The sequence below is a fragment of the Chryseobacterium sp. WX genome (genome assembly GCF_029542485.1).
GTDB lineage: Bacteria > Bacteroidota > Bacteroidia > Flavobacteriales > Weeksellaceae > Chryseobacterium > Chryseobacterium cucumeris.
Genome location: NZ_CP120710.1, coordinates 2636288 through 2654642, shown reverse-complemented (window position 1 = coordinate 2654642; position 18355 = coordinate 2636288). Strand labels below are relative to the sequence as shown.

Annotated in this window: 13 protein-coding genes; all 13 read left to right on the top strand. The window is 37.3% G+C overall.

All coding sequences use genetic code 11. The annotated features are described in order from the left end of the window. The first annotated feature begins 153 nt into the window (after positions 1 to 153). Positions 154 to 3975 carry a DNA-directed RNA polymerase subunit beta gene (gene rpoB, locus PZ898_RS11905; protein WP_062675824.1) on the top strand — a complete coding sequence of 1274 codons (3822 nt, stop codon included), beginning with the start codon at positions 154 to 156 and terminating at the stop codon, positions 3973 to 3975. Positions 3976 to 4097: 122 nt separating this feature from the next. Continuing rightward, positions 4098 to 8363, top strand: coding sequence for a DNA-directed RNA polymerase subunit beta' (gene rpoC / locus PZ898_RS11900; RefSeq protein WP_120232790.1), 4266 nt, complete (start codon positions 4098 to 4100; stop codon positions 8361 to 8363). A gap of 87 nt (positions 8364 to 8450) precedes the next feature. Continuing rightward, positions 8451 to 8756 (top strand): DUF3467 domain-containing protein, encoded by a 306-nt coding sequence (locus PZ898_RS11895; protein ID WP_027375539.1) that lies wholly within the window; start codon positions 8451 to 8453, stop codon positions 8754 to 8756. Between the two features lie 261 nt (positions 8757 to 9017). Further along, the gene (locus PZ898_RS11890; protein ID WP_277695593.1) at positions 9018 to 9986 is read left to right on the top strand and encodes a hypothetical protein; all 969 of its coding nucleotides are present in this window, start codon (positions 9018 to 9020) and stop codon (positions 9984 to 9986) included. 162 nt (positions 9987 to 10148) lie between these two features. Beyond that, the gene (locus tag PZ898_RS11885; protein ID WP_277695592.1) at positions 10149 to 11855 is read left to right on the top strand and encodes a T9SS type A sorting domain-containing protein; all 1707 of its coding nucleotides are present in this window, start codon (positions 10149 to 10151) and stop codon (positions 11853 to 11855) included. Positions 11856 to 11858: 3 nt separating this feature from the next. After that, on the top strand, positions 11859 to 12329 hold the full coding sequence (locus tag PZ898_RS11880) for a hypothetical protein (RefSeq protein ID WP_277695591.1): 471 nt from the start codon (positions 11859 to 11861) through the stop codon (positions 12327 to 12329). Between the two features lie 13 nt (positions 12330 to 12342). After that, positions 12343 to 12906 carry a hypothetical protein gene (locus PZ898_RS11875; protein ID WP_277695590.1) on the top strand — a complete coding sequence of 188 codons (564 nt, stop codon included), beginning with the start codon at positions 12343 to 12345 and terminating at the stop codon, positions 12904 to 12906. Positions 12907 to 12929: 23 nt separating this feature from the next. Continuing rightward, positions 12930 to 15116, top strand: a complete 2187-nt coding sequence (locus PZ898_RS11870; protein WP_277695589.1) for a TonB-dependent receptor — start codon at positions 12930 to 12932, stop codon at positions 15114 to 15116. A 193-nt stretch (positions 15117 to 15309) separates the two neighbouring features. Continuing rightward, positions 15310 to 15960: a Crp/Fnr family transcriptional regulator gene (locus tag PZ898_RS11865; protein WP_277695588.1), complete on the top strand. Its 651-nt coding sequence runs from the start codon at positions 15310 to 15312 to the stop codon at positions 15958 to 15960. A gap of 125 nt (positions 15961 to 16085) precedes the next feature. Then, positions 16086 to 16928, top strand: coding sequence for a DUF5777 family beta-barrel protein (locus PZ898_RS11860; RefSeq protein WP_120232794.1), 843 nt, complete (start codon positions 16086 to 16088; stop codon positions 16926 to 16928). A gap of 1 nt (position 16929) precedes the next feature. Further along, positions 16930 to 17277, top strand: a complete 348-nt coding sequence (locus PZ898_RS11855) for a hypothetical protein (RefSeq protein WP_277695587.1) — start codon at positions 16930 to 16932, stop codon at positions 17275 to 17277. Between the two features lie 10 nt (positions 17278 to 17287). Next, entirely contained in the window at positions 17288 to 17833 is a 546-nt protein-coding gene (locus tag PZ898_RS11850; protein WP_062675921.1) for a YceI family protein, read from the top strand. Continuing rightward, positions 17830 to 18354, top strand: a complete 525-nt coding sequence (locus tag PZ898_RS11845) for an ankyrin repeat domain-containing protein (protein WP_062675833.1) — start codon at positions 17830 to 17832, stop codon at positions 18352 to 18354. Before PZ898_RS11850 ends, PZ898_RS11845 begins: the two co-directional genes overlap by 4 nt. Position 18355 lies beyond the last annotated feature (1 nt).

Genomic DNA, 18355 nt, shown 5'->3' with positions numbered 1-18355 from the left:
AGTTAGAAAGAACTATGTACAAAGTTTAAAAGAGCTTAAGGTCCTTTGTGAGCGCCAAAAACACTTTTACCTTTTACTTTTATCTTGTTTGTTGTTCTTTTCTGATATTTTTTAATGAATCAAAATATTTTTTAACCCTTTCTTAAAAGTTTTATGAGTAAAACAAAATCAACAACTCAAGGAAATCCGAGAATTAATTTCTCATCAGCGAAAGGAAAAATCATCACTCCGGACTTTTTGGATATCCAAATTGAGTCTTTCAGAGAATTTTTCCAGCTTGATACACTTCCTGAAGCCAGAAAGACAGAAGCTCTTTACAAGACTTTCCAAGAGAATTTCCCAATTACGGATTCAAGAAACCAATTCGTATTAGAATTCTTAGACTATCTGGTAGATTCTCCACGTTATTCAATCGATGAGTGTGTGGAAAGAGGACTTACGTATTCAGTTCCTCTAAAAGCTAGACTTAAATTGTATTGTACTGACCCGGAACACGAAGATTTCCAAACAGTGGTTCAGGACGTATACTTAGGTCCGGTTCCTTATATGACGCCAAGTGGTTCTTTTATCATCAATGGTGCTGAAAGAGTTATTGTTACGCAGCTTCACCGTTCACCTGGTGTATTCTTCGGACAAACTTACCACGCAAACGGAACCAAACTTTACTATTCAAGAATTATCCCTTTCAAAGGATCTTGGATGGAATTTACAACAGATATCAACAGCGTAATGTACGCGTATATCGACCGTAAGAAAAAATTACCATTAACAACTCTATTAAGAGCGATTGGTTATGAATCTGACAAGGACATCCTTCAGATCTTCGACCTTGCTGAAGAAGTGAAAGTTTCTAAAGCTGCCCTTAAAAAAGTAGAAGGGAGAACATTGGCTGCGAGAGTATTGAACACTTGGTTCGAAGATTTCGTAGACGAAGATACAGGTGAAGTAGTTTCTATCGAAAGAAACGAAATCATCTTGGATAGAGAAACTATTCTTGAAAAAGAACACTTGGATCTTATTCTTGATGCTGGTGTGAAATCAATCCTGATTCACAAAGAAAACAGCAACGAATTCTCTATCATCCAGAATACATTACAAAAAGACCCTACTAACTCTGAAAAAGAAGCAGTAGAGTATATTTATCGTCAGTTAAGAAATGCAGATCCACCAGATGAGGAAACTGCAAGAGGAATTATTGAAAAATTATTCTTCTCTGAGCAAAGATATTCATTAGGTGAGGTAGGACGTTACAGATTGAACAAAAAGCTAGGTCTTAATATTCCAACGACAACTGAGGTTCTTACAAAAGAAGATATCATTGCTATCGTAAGACACTTAATCGAGCTTGTAAACTCTAAGGCTGAGGTTGATGATATTGACCACTTATCAAACAGAAGAATTAAAACTGTTGGTGAGCAATTAGCTGGACAGTTCGGGGTAGGTCTTTCAAGAATTGCAAGAACAATCAAGGAAAGAATGAACGTTAGAGATAACGAAATCTTTACTCCACTTGACCTTGTAAATGCTAAGACATTAACATCTGTAATTAACTCATTCTTTGGTACCAACCAGCTTTCTCAGTTCATGGACCAAACCAACCCTCTATCAGAAATTACTCACAAGAGAAGATTATCTGCACTAGGGCCTGGTGGTTTATCAAGAGAAAGAGCAGGTTTCGAGGTTCGAGACGTTCACCATACTCACTATGGAAGAATTTGCCCGATTGAAACTCCGGAAGGACCAAACATCGGTTTGATTTCATCCCTTGGTATTTATGCTAAAATCAACAGACTAGGTTTCATCGAAACTCCATATAGAAAAGTAGAAGAAGGTAAGATTAATCTTAATGCTGATCCTATTTACCTTAATGCAGAAGACGAAGAAGACAAAGTAATTGCTCAGGCAAACGTTGAATTGAGCGATAACGGTGATTTCTTAACAGATAGAATTATTGCAAGATTAGATGGTGACTACCCTGTAGTGGAGCCATCTCAGGTTAACCTTATTGATGTTGCACCAAACCAGATCTCTGGTATTTCTGCATCATTAATTCCGTTCCTTGAGCATGATGATGCGAACCGTGCATTGATGGGATCTAACATGATGCGTCAGGCCGTTCCTCTATTGAAACCACAGGCTCCAATCGTGGGTACAGGGCTTGAGCAACAAGTTGCAAGAGATTCAAGAATTTTAATTAACGCTGAAGGTACAGGTACAGTACAGTACGTAGATGCTGACAGAATCGTTATTAAATATGAAAGAAGCGAAGACGAAGATTTAGTACAATTCGAGTCTGCTACTAAAACATACAACCTTACTAAGTTCAGAAAAACTAACCAGAGTACAACCATTACCCTAAGACCAAACGTAAGAGTAGGTGATGTAGTGGAAAAAGGACAGGTACTTTGCGACGGTTATGCTACTGAAAAAGGAGAATTAGCTCTTGGTAGAAACTTAGTGGTAGCGTTCATGCCTTGGAAAGGATACAACTTCGAGGATGCCATCGTAATCAACGAAAAAGTTGTACGTGAAGACTGGTTTACTTCAATCCACGTGGATGAATATTCTCTTGAAGTTCGTGATACTAAATTAGGTATGGAAGAGCTTACAGCAGATATTCCAAACGTATCTGAAGAAGCTACTAAAGATCTTGACGAGAACGGTATGATCAGAATCGGTGCTGAAGTGAAGCCTGGAGATATCATGATTGGTAAAATTACTCCAAAAGGTGAATCTGACCCGACTCCTGAAGAAAAGCTTCTTAGAGCAATCTTCGGTGATAAAGCTGGTGATGTGAAGGATGCTTCATTGAAAGCTGACTCTTCATTAAGAGGAGTTGTTATCAACAAGAAATTGTTCTCCAGAAACATTAAAGACAAAAAGAAAAGAACTGAAGAAAAACTTAAACTTGAAGAAATTGAAAACACTTACAAGGCTAAGTTTGACGAGTTGAGAAATACTTTAATTGAAAAATTAAACACACTGGTAAGCGGTAAAACTTCTCAAGGGGTACAAAATGACCTGGACGAAGAAATCATCGGTAAAGGTGTGAAATTCACTCACAAGTTATTAACTTCAGTTGAAGATTATGTAAACGTTAGCGGTTCAGACTGGACAGTTGACGCTGACAAGAATGAATTGATCAAACAATTGATTCACAATTACAAAATCAAATATAACGACATCCAGGGAGTTAAAAACCGTGAGAAATTCGCAATTTCAATCGGAGATGAGCTTCCGGCAGGGATCATGAAGTTGGCTAAAGTTTACATCGCTAAGAAACGTAAACTGAATGTAGGTGATAAAATGGCAGGACGTCACGGTAACAAAGGTATCGTTTCAAGAATCGTTCGTGAAGAAGATATGCCATTCCTTGAAGACGGAACACCAGTAGATATCGTATTGAATCCACTAGGGGTACCTTCTCGTATGAACATTGGTCAGATCTACGAAACCGTTCTTGGATGGGCTGGTAGAAAATTAGGATTGAAGTTCGCTACGCCAATCTTCGACGGAGCAAGTCTTGATCAGATTACTGAATATACTGAGAAAGCAGGTCTTCCTAAATTCGGTCACACTCACCTTTATGATGGTGGTACCGGAGAAAGATTTACTCAGGCTGCAACAGTAGGTATCATTTACATGTTGAAACTAGGACACATGGTAGATGATAAGATGCACGCACGTTCTATTGGTCCTTACTCATTGATTACTCAGCAGCCGTTAGGAGGTAAAGCTCAGTTCGGAGGTCAGAGATTCGGAGAGATGGAGGTTTGGGCACTTGAAGCATTCGGTGCATCTAACATCCTTAGAGAGATCCTTACTGTGAAGTCGGATGACGTGATTGGTAGAGCAAAAACTTATGAAGCCATTGCAAAAGGTGAATCTATGCCTGAACCAGGTATTCCGGAATCATTCAATGTATTACTTCACGAGTTACAAGGTCTTGGATTAGACGTAAGATTGGAGGAGTAAGATATCAGATGTCAGACACAACATGTCAGACTACGACACTCTAACAATTTTATAATCCTTGAATTTGGAATGATGATTTCTTCTGAAATCTGAAATCTGAAATCTAAAATCTAAAAAAAATTATGTCAAATAAAAATAAATCAAGTAGATTTAATAAAATAACCATCGGTCTAGCTTCACCGGAGTCTATTTTACAAGATTCAAGAGGGGAGGTTTTAAAGCCGGAAACTATTAACTACAGAACTCACAAGCCTGAAAGAGACGGGCTATTTTGTGAGAAAATCTTTGGTCCTGTAAAGGATTACGAATGTGCTTGTGGTAAATACAAGAGAATTCGTTACAAAGGGATCGTTTGTGACCGTTGTGGAGTAGAAGTTACTGAGAAAAAAGTAAGAAGAGAGAGAATAGGGCACATTAACCTTGTAGTTCCAATTGCACACATCTGGTATTTCCGTTCATTACCAAACAAAATCGGATACCTTTTAGGAATTCCTTCTAAGAAATTAGATATGATCATCTACTACGAAAGATATGTAGTGATTCAGCAGGGTATTGCTAAAAAATTAGACGGTTCTGATTTTGAAAATATGGAATTCCTTACAGAAGAAGAGTACCTTGATATCATGGAAACTCTTCCTGTAGAAAACCAGTATCTTGATGATTCTGATCCAAACAAATTCATCGCCAGAATGGGTGCTGAAGCTGTAGAAGATCTATTAAAAAGAATCGATCTTGATGCATTGTCTTTCGACTTGAGACACAAAGCTCACAACGAAGGTTCAAAACAAAGAAGAACAGAAGCTCTTAAGAGATTAAACGTTGTAGAAGCATTAAGAGGTGCTAATACAAGAATGATCAACAGACCAGAGTGGATGATCATGCGTGTACTTCCTGTTATCCCACCAGAACTAAGACCATTGGTTCCATTGGATGGAGGACGTTTCGCTACTTCTGACTTGAATGACCTTTATAGAAGAGTTATCATCAGAAATAACCGTTTGAAGAGATTATTGGAGATCAAAGCTCCTGAAGTAATCTTGAGAAACGAGAAGCGTATGCTTCAGGAATCAGTAGATTCATTATTCGATAACACAAGAAAATCTTCTGCAGTAAAATCTGAATCAAACAGACCATTGAAATCACTTTCTGATTCATTGAAAGGTAAGCAGGGTCGTTTCCGTCAGAACTTACTAGGGAAAAGGGTTGACTACTCTGCGCGTTCGGTAATTGTTGTAGGTCCAAACTTACAGCTTCACGAATGTGGTATTCCTAAAGATATGGCAGCTGAACTTTACAAACCGTTCATCATTAGAAAACTAATTGAAAGAGGTATTGTAAAAACAGTAAAATCTGCAAAGAGAATTATCGACAGAAAAGAACCGGTAGTTTATGATATCCTTGAAAACGTGATGAAAGGTCACCCTGTTCTATTGAACAGAGCACCTACTCTTCACAGACTGGGTATTCAGGCTTTCCAACCTAAGATGATCGAAGGTAAGGCAATCCAGCTACACCCGTTAGTAACTACGGCCTTCAACGCCGATTTCGATGGTGACCAGATGGCAGTACACTTGCCACTAGGACCAGAAGCGATCCTTGAAGCTCAGTTATTGATGTTAGGTTCTCAAAACATCTTGAACCCTGCAAACGGTTCTCCAATTACAGTACCATCTCAGGACATGGTTCTTGGTCTTTATTTCATGACTAAAGAATTAAGCTCTACTGAGACGATGAAAGTAAAAGGAGAAGGTCTTGCATTCTATTCTCCTGAAGAAGCAGAAATTGCTTACGCTGAAGGTAGAGTATCTTTAAATGCTAAAGTAAGATGTAGACTACCTATCAAAGAAGATGGAAAAATCGTTACAAGATTAATCGAAACTTCTGTAGGTAGAATCCTGTTCAACCAGATTGTACCTAAGCAGGTAGGATATATCAATGAACTTCTTACGAAGAAATCATTGAGAAACGTTATCGGTAAGATCCTTGCTGATACAGATTTCCCTACAACTGTGAAGTTCCTTGATGCAATGAAAGACCTAGGGTATTCAAACGCATTCAAAGGTGGTCTTTCTTTCTCACTTGGGGATATTGTAGTTCCTGTTGAGAAAAAACAGATGATTGCACAATCAATTGAAACTGTAGACGAAATTAGAGCCAACTATAACATGGGTCTGATTACCGATACAGAACGTTATAACCAGGTAATCGACGTTTGGACAAATACCAACGCTGGGTTAACTGAAATGATCATGAGCAGAATGAAAACTGACCAAGGTGGTTTCAACTCTGTATATATGATGCTTGACTCTGGAGCGAGGGGTTCTAAAGAACAGATCCGTCAGTTATCAGGGATGAGAGGTTTGATGGCAAAACCGCAGAAAGCCGGTTCTACCGGAGCGGAGATCATCGAAAACCCGATCCTTGCCAACTTTAAGGAAGGTCTTTCGATTCTAGAGTACTTTATCTCTACCCACGGTGCTCGTAAGGGTCTTGCGGATACCGCTCTTAAGACAGCCGATGCCGGTTACTTAACGAGAAGATTGGTAGACGTTGCACAGGACGTTATCGTTACAGAAGACGACTGTGGAACATTGAGAGGTACAGAAGTTACTGCACTTAAGAAAAATGACGAGATCGTTGAAAGAATCTCTGAAAGAATCTTAGGTAGAGTATCCCTTCATAATATTTACGATCCTGAAACTGACGAACTTATTGCAAGCGCAGATCAGGTGATCATTGAATCTTTGGCGAAGAGAATCGAAGAAGCAGGATTAGAAGCTGTGGAGGTTCGTTCACCATTAACTTGTGAAGCTAAGAAAGGTATCTGTGCAAAATGTTACGGTAGAAACTTAGCAACAGGTAAAGTGATCCACATGGGTGAAGCGGTAGGTGTAATTGCAGCACAATCCATTGGGGAGCCAGGTACTCAGCTTACGTTGAGAACCTTCCACCAAGGGGGTACTGCAGGTAACGTATCAGAAAACCCATCTATCGTTGCAAGAAGAGATGGTATCGTAGAAATGGATGAAGTAAGAACCATTACTTCTGAAGATGAAAACGGTAATACAGCTGAGGTTGTAGTTTCCCGTTCAACAGAATTCAGATTAGTTGCTGATAATGAGTCAAGAACTCCATTAATGGTAGCTAACGTACCTTACGGATCTATATTATCTGTAAAACCAGGTGATAAAGTGAAGAAAGGTGATACAATCTGTAGATGGGATCCGTATAATGCGGTTATCATTGCTGAAACTTCAGGTAAGGTAGAATACGAGGATATCATCCAGGGTATTTCATTCCAGCTTGAAATTGACGAACAAACAGGATTCGAAGAGAAAGTAATCTCTGAATCCAGAAATAAGAAAGCCGTACCTACCTTGAAAGTGGTAGACTCTAAAGGAGTTGAGCAAAAAGCTTACAACTTACCGGTAGGAGCCCACTTAATGGTAAACGATGGTGAAAAAATTAAGGCTGGTAAAGTCTTAATCAAGATCCCAAGAAAATCTGCAAAAGCAGGGGATATCACCGGAGGTCTTCCGAGAGTTACCGAATTATTCGAAGCAAGAAACCCTTCAAATCCAGCGGTTGTTACTGAAATCGACGGGGTAGTTTCTTACGGAAAAATCAAGAGAGGTAACCGTGAACTTATTGTTGAGGCTAAAACTGGAGAAAGAAAAATTTACTTGGTAAAACTTTCTAACCAGATTCTTGTTCAGGAGAATGACTTCGTAAGAGCAGGTTCTCCACTTTCTGACGGTTCTATCACACCGGAAGATATCTTAAGAATTAAAGGCCCAACAGCCGTTCAGGAATACTTAGTAAATGAGATTCAGGAAGTTTACCGTCTACAGGGGGTGAAAATCGACGACAAGCACTTCGAAATTATCGTAAGACAGATGATGACGAAAGTATCTATCGTAGATGGAGGTGATACTCAATTCCTTGAAGGAGCTCTTGAGCACAAGTATGATTTCTTGGAAGAAAACAACAGAGTATTTGGTCTTAAAGTAGTAGTAGATGCTGGTGATTCTAAAGAATTCAAACCAGGTCAGATGATTACTGCAAGAGAATTAAGAGATGAAAACTCTAAGTTGAAGCGTGAAGATTTAGCATTGGTAGAAGTAAGAGAAGCTCTTCCTGCTACTGCAACTCCTGTACTGCAAGGTATTACAAGAGCTGCCCTTCAGACTAAATCATTCATGTCTGCAGCATCATTCCAGGAAACAACTAAAGTTCTTAACGAAGCAGCAGTTGCTGGTAAGATAGACGATCTTAACGGTCTTAAAGAAAATGTAATTGTAGGACACAGAATCCCTGCAGGTACAGGTCTTAAAGAGTATCAGAACGTTATTGTAGGTTCTAAGAAAGAATTCGAAGACCTTAACTAAAATTAATGATTTGAAATTTGGGATTTGAAATTATTTTTATATTTTCACAATCTCAAATTTCGAATTTTAAAAACATAATTTATAACAATGGACAACAATCAAAATCCACAAGACGGAAACATCAACATCGAATTAAACGAAATGGTAGCTGCTGGTATCTATGCTAACCTAGCTTTAGTAAACCACTCTCCATCTGAATTTGTAGTAGACTTTATTCAGTTGATGCCAGGTGTTCAGCAGGCTAAAGTAAGATCAAGAGTAATTCTTGCTCCACTTCACGCTAAAAGAGTATTAAGCGCTCTTCAACAGAACATCGCTAACTACGAGCAGCAGTTCGGAGAAATCAAAGAAGTTGAGCCTTTCGTATTAGGAGGAAACAACGTTCAAGCGTAAGATTTCTTTTACATAAAATAAAGGATACCCTGGTTTTTACCAGGGTATTTTTTGTTACCTGCTTTTGCATATAATTCACTAATCAGTTTCTTTTTTTCTTTTTTTATATTTTTCGCAATTTTATTTAAAAAACATATTAAAAAAACACAAATTATTCAATTTAATGTATAATGTTAATTTTTGCTGTAAATTATTGATAATTAATTTAAATTGGTTAAATAATTAATTTTCTTTATTAAATTTGTAAAAAAATTGAATGAAATGAAAATATATCCTATTGCAGCGGTTCTACTCTGTATGAATGTGTATGCACAAAAGCAAAATACACTTAAGGACAATCAAAAACACCTACAGGAACTTTATGCTAAATATGACAAAAACCTTAAAAAGGCTCATAAAATTGCAAAAGCAGCAGGAATACCTCCTAATTTATACAATGAAGAGGATTACAAAAGAACAATGGATCCTGTAACAGGGAGAACCAACTTTGAAGGACTGGCAAAGGTAAATGAGGACATCTTAACAGGTAAATATCAGCCTTCACAACCTATGTCTTTTATTTCTAATCACAATACCTCTACTACGGGCAAAATAGTAGACGAGCCCTGGATTGAAAGAGGACCATATAGTGTAGGAGGAAGAACAAGAGCAATTATGTATGACCCAAATGATCCTACAGGGAAAAGAGTTTTTGCAGGAAGCGTTTCAGGAGGGCTTTGGGTAAATCAGGACCCTTCAGTGGCAGCCAATGAATGGCAGCCATTAAGTACATTCTGGGCCAATACCTCTGTTTCAAGTATTACGTATGACCCCAATAATCCACAAATTTTTTATGTAGGAACAGGAGAAGCTCCAACCGGTGATGCAGTAGGATCAGGAATATGGAAATCAACGAACGGAGGAACCACCTGGACACAGATTTTCACCATTCCGGTAACTTATTCTTCTTCCGGAGTAAGAAATGGTAATTTCTATATCAATGATATTAAAGTAAGGAATAATAACGGCGTTTCAGAAGTATATGCCGGAGTAAGCGGTGCTTATGTAGGAATTTCGTTTAATGACGGATGGCAGGGATTAAGCCAGGCTGGATTGTACAAGTCTACAGATGGTGGAACAACATTTACAAAAAATAACAGCTTATTAGCTCTTAATACAACTACTGGCGTGACCAGCACAACAGGATATTCTATTCAACAGATAGAAATTGGAGCAGACAATGCAGTATGAGTTTCTACCAGATCTTCCAGATTTTCCAATATAGATTCCGGAGGACGAATTTTTAAATCCACAGATGGAAATACTTTTAATCAGGTATATAATGTAGGAAGCAGTGGCTCGAGAGTTAACTTTACTCTTTCAAGAACAGATGCCAACAAAATATATGCATTTATGCAGGGTGCATCTTCTGCAGAACCTATCAGAATAGCAAAATCTGCAGATGGCGGAGCAACTTGGCAGGCAACAAATGACGCTGCGCCTGTTTTGTCGCTGCCTACTGCAACCGATACTAGTATTCCTGCTAATGACTTTACAAGAGGACAATCTTTTTATGACCTGATCATTGCAACAGATCCTCTGGACGATAATACCTTGTATATAGGTGGTATTGATCTGCATAAATCTACCAATGGAGGAACAAGCTGGACACAGATCTCAAAGTGGTCCAATAATAATAACATGGCAGCCCTACAGGTTTCACAGGTACATGCTGACCAGCATGAAATTGTATTCAATCCTTATAATAATTATGCAACAGGGCAAATGATGTTTGGTAATGATGGAGGAATCTATTATGCTGCCAATAAAGCTAATGTCGGAGCTGTTGGTGGGCTAGCCTCCAGAAATACCAGATACAATGTAACGCAGTTTTATTCTGCCATGCTGAACCCCACAAAAACACCGGCAGATGAAGAACTATTAGCAGGAGCACAGGATAATGGCTCATGGTGGCTGTATGGAGTACCACAGGCTAATAATTTCCTTACCAGCCAATCGGCTACAGGTGGTGACGGGATGTACACAGAATATGATGATCAGGATAACTACGAAATTGCAAGTTATACAAACAATAACCACTATTTATTGACAAATAACGCATATAACCTTATTACTACCAGTGCTAACAGAAGTTTAGGGCACTTTGTGAACGAAATAGCGCTTGACAGAACCAATGATGTCTTCTATTCTTACCGTTCCGGTCTTACCCTTTTCAGAACAAGTGGACTTTCTGCATCAGCAACATCTTTTACCAATAATGTGGTGACAGTAGGAACCGCACAAACAAATGAGCAGATTTCATGGATGAAAGTATCTCCCTATACTACAGCTTCTACAACACTTTTTGTAGGAACCAACCTGGGGAGAATATTTAAAGTAACAAATGCCAACACTACTGCATATGCAGCAACCTTGCTGACATCACCCATAACAGGAACTGTTTCTGATATAGAATTTGGCGCCAACGAAAATGAAATTATCGTAACCTTATCCAATTATAACCTTACCAGTGTTTTCTACTCTACAGACGGAGGAACTACATGGCAGAACAAAGAAGGGAACCTTCCTGATATGCCTGTAAGAACTGTATTAAGGAATCCCGACAATCCAAATGAAGTGCTGGTAGGAACAGAAATGGGAGTTTGGGGAACAACTAATTTCCTTGCAACAACTCCGGAATGGGCTTCAGTAACAGGAAATATAGGAAATGTAAGAATTACCAACTTAGATTACAGACCTGTTACCAAAACAGTTTTGGTTTCTACATATGGTAGAGGAGCATGGACAACCCAGAATACACTACCTGCTTTATCAACAGCTGAAACCAAATCAAGAAAAAACATGAACATTATATATCCGAATCCTTCAAAAGGAATTTCTCATCTGAGATTTGATACTGCTAAATACAGCAGTGTGGATATAAGCATAGTGGATGGCTCAGGAAGATTAGTATACAGTAAGAAAAATGTAAAGTCTGATGAAGAATTCGGACAAAAACTTGTTCCTGGAAATTATATTTTGAAAGCGGAGTTTAAAGGTGAAATCGTTTATAGTGGTAACTTCCTTGTGTTAGGACGGACGGGAGGTGATGATGATTAGAAAATGAATAATCAATTGTATTTAATATTATTTTGGATGCTGGCTTCCTGCGGGACGCCGGTATCCTCTTTATACCAGGATAAGAAAATATCTGTGATCTCTGCTGAAAAATCAGAATGGATAGGAGGAAGAGCAGGAGTAAGAGGAGCTGTATATATTGTTAAACTGAAGAAGAACAATAACAGTGTCATCACTGTAAAAGCTTTTAGAGCGGAAGGAAATACCATTCCGTTTGTACAGAATAATTCAGGCAGTACGATCATAATAAGAGGAAATCTTCCTTACAAAAATGGTGTAGATACAAAGACTGCTGATCAAATGCAGGCTGGAGTACCTGTAGAAAATTCTGTTCCGCAAAAATTAAATCCAAAAGACAATTGGATAGAGTATACTGTCCAGGGATCTCAGGTACCGTATAAAATTAATATTTCAAAATTTACCTTTGTGGTGTCTTCAGAAGAACCTGCCCCTTAAATTTTTCCATTTTTTGAACAAAAAACTACTTTTTATTTTTCTATGTATTCCGGTAATCATATTATTCAGTAATGTGATGTATTCTGTAGTTGCTCATGTTAAAAAAGAATTATATAAGAAGACGCAATACTGTATTGCGCAAAATCATTTCAGAAAGTACGAAACCATATGTTTTACTGAAAGAGACCTGGCAGAAGCAGAATGGAAAGAAGTAAACGAATTTAGCCTTCACGGAGCTTCTTATGACATTATCAAAATAAGTATGGTTAATGGTGAAAAATATTTTTTATGTTATATTGATAAAAAAGATATTATCATCAATTCTTTGTTGAGCTTTTCGAAAAAATTTGCATTCAAAAAAAAATACTTAAAACTACAGATTGATCTTCCCGGTCACAACAAAAATATACTTAAGATACCAGGTTCCTTTGCCGTTTTTGATGAAAAAGAATTCAGTTTTTTTTCAAATCATTTCTTAGAAACCATTTCAAAATATTACAATCAACAAAAAAACACTCATTATTTAGCCATTATTTTTCCTCCACCGGAAATGAGCTTTGCGATAAAAAGAATATAGTATTAATGGAAAAAAAATAAATAATGAAAAAATATATATGCATTGCAGCTTTGCTAGGCTGTACTATTGCACATGCTCAGCAGACACAGGAAGGATCAATTGATGAGGTGAATATCCTTGGCAGAAAAAAAATTAAACAGGAACGGGCAGAATTCAAAAGGCATGCACAATCTGTAGAAACTCTTTCTGAAGAAGATCTTAATAGAAATAACCCTGCGGCAATAGATCAGACGTTATCTACCATGCCAGGACTTCAGGTGGATAAACGAACAAATTTCGGAGGGCAGAGACTTGTGTTGAGAGGATACGGGAATGATCAGAAATTTAATAATTGGGGAGTAAAAGCGTATTGGAATAATATACCTTTAACAAACGCTGAAGGGATTACTGTACTGGATGATGTGGATTTTGCTTATGTAACCAATGTTGAGGTGATCAAAGGTCCAGCAGCTACTATGTACGGTGGAGGCGTAGGTGGAGCAGTCCGCTTTTATACCCGTCCGGATTTTACAAAAGGAGCATCGGTTTCAGAAAATGCGATGTTTGGGGCTTTCAAAACCTTCCAGTCCAGAACACAGTTGAATGTTGCAGATGATAATTACTCGATAAGTGCAGCGTATGGACATCTTGAAACAGACGGATACAGGCCTAATGGAGGAGGACTGAAAAATTTCTTCAATGTAAATGGTACCGTGAAATTAAGCAAAAAAGATCAATTAAGTTTCTTTGCAAGCCAGGCTTACTCGTACGAGCACACTTCAGGACAAATTTCATATGACGATTATTATGCAGGCATAGATAACGGAAACCCAGCATATATCCGTAAAAATTCAGGAACAAAAATAAAATCAACAAGAGTAGGATTGAGTAATACAGTAAGTCTTACTTCAAACCTAAGAAACTATACAACCCTGTTTTATTACAATGCAAATACAGAAAGTGTTTCAGCAGGAGCTTATGGAATTACAAGTTCTCCGAATGTAGGGTTGCGTTCCACTTTTACCTTAAAGAACGAGTTTAATGATTTTGAAAACCGATTGGATTTTGGAGCAGAAATACAAAACTCTGTTTCCACTACTTCAAGTTACAGGTTTACAGGCTCAGAAACAGAACCTTTGCAGACAACAGGCATGAGCGGTGCCTCATATTTTAAATATAATAATAATCAATCCACCTATTTTGTGATCGATTATCTTTCTTATAAACCTTGGGGACTTACATTATTAGCCGGAATAAGTAGTAACAGAACCAACTATGACAGGAAAGATCTTTTTGCTTTGCCAGGATTGGTAGCGGGACGTAAGGACCAGTCTTTCAATAAGAAATATGACATGGCCTATACTCCTCACTTTGCCTTGCAAAAAGAATGGAAGCATCAGATCTTTAATCTAAGCTACAGTGAAGGCTATAATTCTCCTACGGCAGCTTCTTCATTTATTACAGCTACAAATACAACGAATGATGATTTAAAACCTGAACGTGCAAAAATGTTTGATTTCAGTGTACATGGCCTTTTACTGAATACAAAGCTGGATTACCGTATTTCTGCATTCAGAATAGACTATTCCAATAAACTTACACAGCTGCTTTTACCAGGTAATACAAGCGGGCAAACGTACTGGGCTAATACCGGAAGTCAGAAAAATACAGGACTTGAGTTTAGTGTAGGATATCAGTACAGAACAGAGAACTCATTTATTGAGAGAATTGTTCCTTTTGTAAATCTTTCTTATTACGATACAAAATATAAAGATTTTTCAATCTATGATCCTAAATATCAAGACCCTGTTACAGGGAAAACTGTAGGAAAACTAATGGTGTACGACCATAAGACAGTAGTAGGAGTGCCAAGAAATAAGTACGCTGTTGGATTGGATATCTTTACCAAACCGGGGTTCTATCTTGTAAATACCTATAATTATCTTGGAAATGTATATTCTGATTTTAATAATACAAATCTCGTAAAAGGATTCGGACTTCTTAATTCCAAGCTAGGATTTAAAAAATCTTTCAATAATTTTGATCTTGATTTATATGTGATGGGAAATAACCTTACCAATCAGATCAATTATACCTTCCTGTTCTTAGGAAACAGCATCAATGATTCTGATACAGGAAATGGTTATCCCAAAGGAGTAAGTACAGATCTTAATCCGGGACCAGGAAAAGCATATTTCTTTTACGGATTCAATGTTAAGTACAGATTCTAAATTCAAAAGCTTACTCTACAAGCTTGTTTGATAATAAAATACCTTGGTTTTTGCCAGGGTCTTTTTCTTGGATGAATGTAAAGAAAGATGTTAATATGGATTAATTGTTAATTTTATTTAATAACATGAAAATATATAGTAACGATATATCAATTTTATATCTTTGTTTAAGAAAAAGCAGAAAATATAAGATATGATTGATAACTCGTTCGCTGTAAATAAATTTGGTTTTTTAGGTGCTGAATTTTTATCTGAGCTTGAAAAACATGCTGTTGCTATTGATATAAAAGCAAAGACTGAAATCATTAGAGAAGGACAGAAAAATAAATTTGTTCCTTTCTTAATAAAAGGTTCTATCAAGGTTTTTACCCTTAATGATGGAAGAGAACTTATCTACTATTATATTAAACCGAAAGATAGTTGTCTGATGACCTTTTCATCTATTCTGACAGATTATATCAGCAGGGTATATGCCGTTGCAGAAGAAGATTCGGAAGCGATTCTTATTCCCGTTTCTATTATGCACGAATGGCTTACCAGATTTCCGGAGATTAATAAACTCTTTTACCATGAATATGACCGAAGATTTTCAGAAGTGATGAACATGGTTAATGATGCTGTTTTCCACAGGCTGGATAAGAGGGTTCTGAACTATATTAAACAACAGATTTCATCCACAGGAAACAATCCTATTAAGATTACCCATCGTGAAATTGCCAATAGTTTGGGAACTTCCAGAGAAGTGGTGAGCAGAGTTTTAAAAAAAATTGAAAGTGAAGGTGAAATTGTTCAGACTAAAGAGGGAATAAAAGTTCCTGTAAATGAAAATGTTAGAATTGTCTAATTTCAATTGTTTGAAAAGTTTATTTCTGTCATTGATAAAAACAATTTGACTGGTGACTTTTATCACCTATTTTTGAATTGAGAACTCAATAAGTTTGTTGTATCATAATTTAATTCAAATTGTATATGACAAAAACTCTCTTATTTTTGTCAATGTTTTCTTCAGGTCTTGTCTTTGCACAGGAAGATCTGCTGAAAGATATTGACACTGTTAAAACCAATACAGAAACCTCACAACCGGCCTTCAAGGCCCTTCAGATTGTAACAGGACAATCTACGAAACTAGCCGCCAAAAAAGAATGGTACATGATTGTTGCCCACAGATTTGGTGACATAAGTGCAGGATTTAAAGATTTCTTCGGACTGGATAATGCCTCAACCAAATTAGGTGCTATCTATGGTATTTCAGATGCTGTTTCGGTAAGCCTGTCCAGAGAAACAAATATGAAAACCTTTGAAGGAGCAGTGAAGTACAGGCTGGTAAAACAAAGTGAAAACTTTCCGGTGGATATTGTGGGGTATAATGTAATGGGGGCTAATACTGAACTGGATAAAGATACTTATCCACACCTTACATTCAGTGACAGGCTTTCTTATCTTACCCAGGCATTGATCTCAAGAAGATTCAGTGATAAGCTTTCAGTACAGCTTACACCTTCCTTTGTTCATAAAAACCTTTACGAACCGACCATTGAAAACAAAAATCAGTTTCTGGCAGGTTTGGGAGGACGCTATAAAATCTCAAAAAGAGTTTCTTTAAATGCAGAATACTTTGTGAATTTTGACGATCACAGTTTTTATAAAAACCCTTTATCATTGGGCGTAGATATAGAAACAGGAGGACACGTGTTCCAGCTTTTACTCACAAACTCCCAGATCAATTCTGATATCGGATATCTTACCAATGCCACAGGAGCATGGGGAAAGGGACATATTTTCTTTGGGTTTAATCTTTATAGAGTTTTTTAATATGAAAAAGCTAACATCCTTATTGATATTGTCGTCAGCAATCATACTGACGGCTTGTGACAGCAGAACGTATGAAGAGATTTCTGATAACACACCGATAACGGCATCTGTAAAATATACAGCAGATGTAAAACCCATTATGGATAACAGCTGCGCAGGCTGTCATTCTGCAGGAAGTTTTAAACCTTTAGTTACATATGATCAGGTAAAAAGTAATATTGACGGAATTCTGGATCGTATCCAGAGACCTAATGGTGATCCGGAGAAAATGCCAAAGGGAGGATCTATGTCCGCAGCTCAAATCAATATGTTTATCAAATGGAAAGCTGACGGACTAAATGAAAATTAAAAAAAATGATATGAAAAAATTAGCATTATTAAGCGTATTACTTCTTTCTGCAGGGTACGCTTCAGCACAAAAATATAGCTCCAAAACAGGGAAAGTAACTTTTGAAGCTTCGGTACCACTGTTTGATGATATTTTTGCTCAGGATGACAACAATGTTGTCATTCTCAATGCAGACAATGGTGAAATGGCGTCAGTTTCAAATGTCAAAAACTTTCATTTTAAAACAAAATTAATGGAAGAGCATTTCAATGAAAGCTATGCTGAATCTGCAAAATATCCGAAAACCACTTTCAAAGGAAAGATTGTCAACTTTGATAAAACAAAGCTTACCACAAGTCCTCAGAAATATACGGTGCAGGGAACATTAAACTTTCATGGAGTAGATAAAGCCGTTACCTCTGCTGCCACTTTATATGCCAAAGACGGTAAAATCTATATGCAGGGAGGTTTTGTAGCAAGACCTGTAGATTATAAAGTGACTATTCCGAAAATGGTTACCAAGAAAGTGGCTGAAAATGTCAATATTGAATACAACTATGTAATGATAAAACAATGAGACATTTCATCTTAATATTAGGACTGTTCCTGAGTTCAGTAGTATCTGCTCAGGAAAAAGCGAAATCAATATTTGATATTGCAAGAAATGGGACTGTAACTGAAGTACAGGAGTTGATGAAGCAAAATCCGGATGTGATTAATCAGACCAATGAACACGGATTTTCACCCCTTATTTTAGCATGTTATAGAGGAAATACAGACGTTGCCGATTTTCTGATTGAAAATGTAAAAGATGTCAATTACAAAAGCCGTGAAGGAACGGCATTGGCAGGTCTTGCGATTAAATACAACAAAGATCTTGTAGAACATCTGCTTAAGAAAAAAGCAGATCCCAATATTGCAGATGAAACAGGATACACCCCTTTATTCTGGGCTGTAAAATCCGGAAATAAAGATCTGGTAGAACAGCTGCTGAAGTATAAAGCAGATAAAACAAAGAAAGATTCAATGGGAATGACCCCTTTTGAATATGCATTACAAACCAATAACAAGGAAATTATTAATCTTTTAAAAAATTGAT

What these genes read in the sequence shown, in the direction of transcription:
- rpoB (WP_062675824.1), top strand. Translation starts at nt 154, where the DNA reads ATGAGTAAAACAAAATCAACAACTCAAGGAAATCCGAGAATTAATTTC.
- rpoC (WP_120232790.1), top strand. Translation starts at nt 4,098, where the DNA reads ATGTCAAATAAAAATAAATCAAGTAGATTTAATAAAATAACCATCGGT.
- PZ898_RS11895 (WP_027375539.1), top strand. Translation starts at nt 8,451, where the DNA reads ATGGACAACAATCAAAATCCACAAGACGGAAACATCAACATCGAATTA.
- PZ898_RS11890 (WP_277695593.1), top strand. Translation starts at nt 9,018, where the DNA reads ATGAAAATATATCCTATTGCAGCGGTTCTACTCTGTATGAATGTGTAT.
- PZ898_RS11885 (WP_277695592.1), top strand. Translation starts at nt 10,149, where the DNA reads ATGCAGGGTGCATCTTCTGCAGAACCTATCAGAATAGCAAAATCTGCA.
- PZ898_RS11880 (WP_277695591.1), top strand. Translation starts at nt 11,859, where the DNA reads ATGAATAATCAATTGTATTTAATATTATTTTGGATGCTGGCTTCCTGC.
- PZ898_RS11870 (WP_277695589.1), top strand. Translation starts at nt 12,930, where the DNA reads ATGAAAAAATATATATGCATTGCAGCTTTGCTAGGCTGTACTATTGCA.
- PZ898_RS11865 (WP_277695588.1), top strand. Translation starts at nt 15,310, where the DNA reads ATGATTGATAACTCGTTCGCTGTAAATAAATTTGGTTTTTTAGGTGCT.
- PZ898_RS11860 (WP_120232794.1), top strand. Translation starts at nt 16,086, where the DNA reads ATGACAAAAACTCTCTTATTTTTGTCAATGTTTTCTTCAGGTCTTGTC.
- PZ898_RS11855 (WP_277695587.1), top strand. Translation starts at nt 16,930, where the DNA reads ATGAAAAAGCTAACATCCTTATTGATATTGTCGTCAGCAATCATACTG.
- PZ898_RS11850 (WP_062675921.1), top strand. Translation starts at nt 17,288, where the DNA reads ATGAAAAAATTAGCATTATTAAGCGTATTACTTCTTTCTGCAGGGTAC.
- PZ898_RS11845 (WP_062675833.1), top strand. Translation starts at nt 17,830, where the DNA reads ATGAGACATTTCATCTTAATATTAGGACTGTTCCTGAGTTCAGTAGTA.